The 4,252-nt window shown below is 72.1% G+C and carries 6 protein-coding genes; 5 read left to right on the forward strand and 1 reads right to left on the reverse strand.

Annotated features, from left to right (window positions below; genetic code table 11):
- Positions 1-190 precede the first annotated feature (190 nt).
- The 5 genes from HUX53_RS28590 to HUX53_RS28610 are packed head-to-tail and all read left to right on the forward strand — an operon-like array spanning position 191 to position 3,675.
- Positions 191-1,510, forward strand: coding sequence for a pitrilysin family protein (locus HUX53_RS28590; RefSeq protein WP_176406319.1), 1,320 nt, complete (start codon positions 191-193; stop codon positions 1,508-1,510).
- A 29-nt stretch (positions 1,511-1,539) separates the two neighbouring features.
- Entirely contained in the window at positions 1,540-1,914 is a 375-nt protein-coding gene (locus tag HUX53_RS28595; RefSeq protein ID WP_176406320.1) for a phage holin family protein, read from the forward strand.
- A gap of 47 nt (positions 1,915-1,961) precedes the next feature.
- Entirely contained in the window at positions 1,962-2,699 is a 738-nt protein-coding gene (gene dapB, locus HUX53_RS28600) for a 4-hydroxy-tetrahydrodipicolinate reductase (RefSeq protein ID WP_176406321.1), read from the forward strand.
- The gene (locus HUX53_RS28605; protein WP_176406324.1) at positions 2,699-3,235 is read left to right on the forward strand and encodes a transglutaminase family protein; all 537 of its coding nucleotides are present in this window, start codon (positions 2,699-2,701) and stop codon (positions 3,233-3,235) included. Before dapB ends, HUX53_RS28605 begins: the two co-directional genes overlap by 1 nt.
- Complete coding sequence (locus HUX53_RS28610; protein ID WP_176406322.1) at positions 3,232-3,675, forward strand: GNAT family N-acetyltransferase; 444 nt, start codon at positions 3,232-3,234, stop codon at positions 3,673-3,675. The genes HUX53_RS28605 and HUX53_RS28610 overlap by 4 nt, the downstream gene beginning before the upstream one ends.
- Before the next feature lie 5 nt (positions 3,676-3,680).
- Here the strand turns inward: HUX53_RS28610 and HUX53_RS28615 are convergent, their stop codons facing one another.
- On the reverse strand, positions 3,681-4,145 hold the full coding sequence (locus tag HUX53_RS28615) for a nitroreductase family deazaflavin-dependent oxidoreductase (protein ID WP_176406323.1): 465 nt from the start codon (positions 4,143-4,145) through the stop codon (positions 3,681-3,683).
- Positions 4,146-4,252 lie beyond the last annotated feature (107 nt).

Below are 4,252 nucleotides of genomic sequence, written 5' to 3' on the forward strand. Positions count from 1 at the left end.
GCCGTGCCCGCTTCGTCGGCGCATGCGGGTGGTGATCAGGACCGGGCCGGAGCCGCCGCCGCCCCCGCCGCGGCGACGACTCCGGCCAGCGCAACTCCTGATCCGAACCGTGACCGGGCGGCCCGTCCCGCGGCAGCGCGCCGCGGGACGGGCCGTCGGCCGCTTTCCAACGACGGAATGTGAGCGACACGTGACCCTGCCGGCGCGGGCGCAGGAGCCCGGCACCACCACCACGATCCACACCGACGGGGCCGGCGCGGTGCGCCGCACCGTCCTGCCCGGCGGGCTGCGGATCATCACCGAGACGATGCCGACCGTGCGGTCCGCCGCGTTCGGCATCTGGTCGGCGGTCGGCTCCCGCGACGAGGCGCCCGCCGACGCCGGGGCCAGCCACTACCTGGAGCACGTGCTGTTCAAGGGCACGCGGCGGCGGTCGGCGCTGGAGATCTCCGCGGCGGTCGACGCGGTCGGCGGCGACCTCAACGCGTTCACCGCCAAGGAGTACACCTGCTACTACGCGCGGGTACTGGACGCCGACCTGCCGCTCGCCGTGGACGTCGTCTCCGACATGGTCGCCGACTCGGTCAACCGCCCCGAGGACGTCGAGGCCGAGCGCGGGGTGATCCTCGAAGAGATCCACATGCGCGACGACGACCCGGGCGACCTCATCCACGACGAGTTCTCCACCGCCCTCTACGGCGACACGCCGCTCGGGCGCCCGATCCTCGGCACCGAGGACTCGATCAACGCCCTGTCCCGCGACCGGATCCACGGCTACTACCGGGAGCACTACGTCCCGTCCGGCCTGGTGGTGTCGGTGGCGGGCAACATCGACCACGACGAGGTCGTCGGGCTGGTGTCCCGCGCGTTCGCCGACCACCTCGGCGGCGACGCCGCGCCCGCCGCGCCCCGCCTGGACGGCGCCCCCGCGCCGCTCGACCCGCGCAGCGTGGTGATCGACAAGGACACCGAGCAGGCGCACATCATCCTCGGCGGCGCCGGCGTGTCCCGCACCGACGACCGCCGGTTCGCGCTCGGCGTGCTGAACGCCGCGCTCGGCGGCGGCATGTCGTCCCGCCTCTTCCAGGAGATCCGGGAGAAGCGCGGCCTGGCCTACTCGGTCTACAGCTACACCGCCCAGTACGCCGACTCCGGCATCTTCGGCGTCTACGCGGGCTGCCAGCCCGCGAAGGCCGAGGAGGTCCTGTCGATCTGCCGGGACGAGCTGGGCAAGGCGGCCGAGGAGTGCCTCACCGACGAGGAGCTGGAGCGCGGCAAGGGGCAGCTGCGCGGCGCCATGGTCCTCGGCCTGGAGGACACCGGCTCCCGCATGAGCCGCATCGGCAAGAGCGAGCTGGTCTACGAGTCGCTGCTGCCGGTGGACGAGGTGCTGGCGCGCGTCGAGGCCGTCACCCTCGACGACGTCCGCGCCATCGCCCGCGACGTCCTCGCCGCCCCGCAGGCCCTCACCGTCATCGGCCCCGTCGGCGACCGCGACTTCAGCGCCTGAATCCGCCGCGATCGGGTAGGTTCGGCCGCGTGAAGATCCTCATCAGGATTGTCATCTCCGCGATCGCGCTGTGGGTCGCGGAAGCCGCGCTCGACGGCGTCGAGCTGACCGCCGGCAGCACGACCGAGCGGGTGCTGACGCTGCTCGTCGTCGCGGTCATCTTCGGCGTCATCAACGCCGTCCTCAAGCCCGTGATCAAGGTGCTGGGCTGCGCGTTCTACATCCTGACGCTCGGGCTGTTCGCGCTGGTCGTGAACGCGGGGCTGCTCATGCTGACGAGCTGGGTCGCGGGCGAACTCGACCTGCCCTTCCACGTCGACTGGTTCTGGCCGGCGTTCTGGGGCGCGATCATCATCGGCGTCGTGAGCTGGCTCCTCAACCTGTTCGTCGGCGACGACGACTGACCGCGGGCGGACGATAGGCTCGGCGGGACGCCAACCGGGAGGAACACGTGATCAAGGTCGGGGTGCTGGGCGCGCAGGGCCGCATGGGGGCCGAGGTGTGCCGCGCCGTGCGGGGGGCCGGCGACATGGAGCTGGTCGCGGCCGTCGACCAGGGGGACGCGCTCGACGCGCTCACCGGTGCCGAGGTCGTCGTCGACTTCACCCACCCCGGCGTCGTCATGGACAACCTCAAGTGGTGCGTCGAGCGCGGCCTGCACGCCGTCGTCGGCACCACCGGGTTCGACCCGTCCCGCCTCGACACGGTCCGCTCCTGGCTGACCGACGACTCGTCGGGGAACGTCCTCATCGCCCCGAACTTCGGGATCGGCGCGGTGCTGATGATGCACTTCGCGCAGAAGGCGGCCCCGTTCTTCGAGTCCGTCGAGATCGTCGAGACGCACCACCCGAACAAGGCCGACGCCCCGTCCGGCACCGCCTACCGCACCGCCGAACTGGTCGCCGCCGCCCGCGCCGAGGCCGGCGTCTCCACCTCCCCTGATGCCACGACGTCGGAGGTCGACGGCGCCCGCGGCGCGGACGTCGACGGCGTCCGCGTCCACGCGGTCCGCATGTCGGGCGCCATCGCCCACCAGGAGGTCGTGCTCGGCGGGCACGGCGAGCTGTTCACCATCCGGCACGACTCGATGAACCGCGAGTCGTTCATGCCGGGCGTCCTCCTCGCCGTCCGCAAGGTCCCCGAGATGGACCGCCTCACGATCGGCATCGAGACGCTCCTCGGCCTGTGATGGACTTCGCCGCCGCCCCCTGGGACTACCTGGGCGCCTCCGAAGCGATCGACATCGAGCACCCGCTCGTCCAGTCGACCGCCGCGAAACTACGGACCGGCGACGACATCGCCTACGCCCACGCCGCGTTCGACCACGTCCGCGACCAGGTCCCGCACTCCATGGACACCGGCGACCCACGCGTCCCCTGGCGCGCCTCCGACGTCCTCGACCAGCGCACCGGCCTCTGCTACGCCAAGTCCCACGCCTACGTCGCCCTGCTCCGCGCAGGCGGCATCCAGGCGGGCCTGTGCTACCAGGAGTCGTCCGGCATCCTGCACGGCCTCACCGCCGCCCTGGTGGACGACCGCTGGGTCCTCCTCGACCCCCGAGGCAACAAGCCGGGCATCGACGTCCAGTTCTCCCCGTCCGAGAACCGCCTCGCCTACCCGGACGACCCGATCCACCCCACGGTCTACGCGGAGCCCCCGGACACCGTCCTGGAGGGCCTCAAGGCCATGCCCAAGCCCACAGCCCTCCCCGCCCCCCTCCAATGAACCTGCGCCCGGCCACCCCGTCCGACTACGACCGCATCATCACCGTCGTAGACGCCTGGTGGACCCGCGAGGTACACGCCATCCTGCCCCGCCTCTTCCTCGACCACTTCCACCGCACCAGCCTCATCGCCGAGACCCCGAACGACCTGGCGGGCTTCCTGGTCGGTTTCCTTTCCCCATCTCTCCCCGACACCGCCTACATCCACTTCGTCGGCGTGAACCCCGGCTTCCGCGGCACCGGCCTGGCCCGCCGCCTCTACGAGGCCTTCTTCGCCCTGGCGCGCGCCGACGGCCGCACCACCGTCCGCGCCCTCACGTCTCCGGAGAACACTGCCTCGATCGCCTTCCACCAGGCCATGGGCTTCACCGCGACCCTGGCCACGGCCCACGACGGCCCGGGAACCGACCGGGTCCTCTTCCATCGGCCCCTTGGCGGCTGAGGGGGTCAGGAGAGGCGGAGGAAGGGGAGTTCGCGGCCGACGCGGCGGTAGTCGTCGGCGGTGCCGTCGACGCTGAAGCCCATCAGGCGGACGAGGCGGGCGGCGGCCTTGGGGTGGCGCGGCGCGTAGCGGGCCATGAGTTCGCCGCCCTCGGCGGGGTCGAGCGGGTGGGCGGTGACGTCGAGGCGCCGCCGGCCCACTTGGATCACGACGTCGGGATGGGCGAGGACATTGCGGTACCAGTCGGCCTTCGGCCCGAAGCCGGAGCAGACGACGTAGCCGTCGTCCGTGTGCTCCACCACTTCGAGCACCACCTGCCGCCGCTTCCCGGACTTCCTGCCGACGTGGTGCAGAAGCAGGAAGCGGTCGCCCATGAGCCCGCCCAGGTGCATCCGGTACAGGTGGATGGGCAGGCGCGCCAGCGCGCGGCCCAGCCCCTTCGGCCGCGCGGGTCGATCCAGGATCTCCATGCCTCCTGCCTTCCCCCGGACGGCCGACGGAAGCAAGGTCGTGCGGGCCCCTTGCGGCGACCGCTCAGCCCTGGCGGCGCTGCCAGTCAGCGGGGGGAGGGCGGGCT

Source organism: Actinomadura sp. BRA 177 (assembly GCF_013372625.1).
Taxonomy (GTDB): Bacteria; Actinomycetota; Actinomycetes; order Streptosporangiales; family Streptosporangiaceae; genus Spirillospora.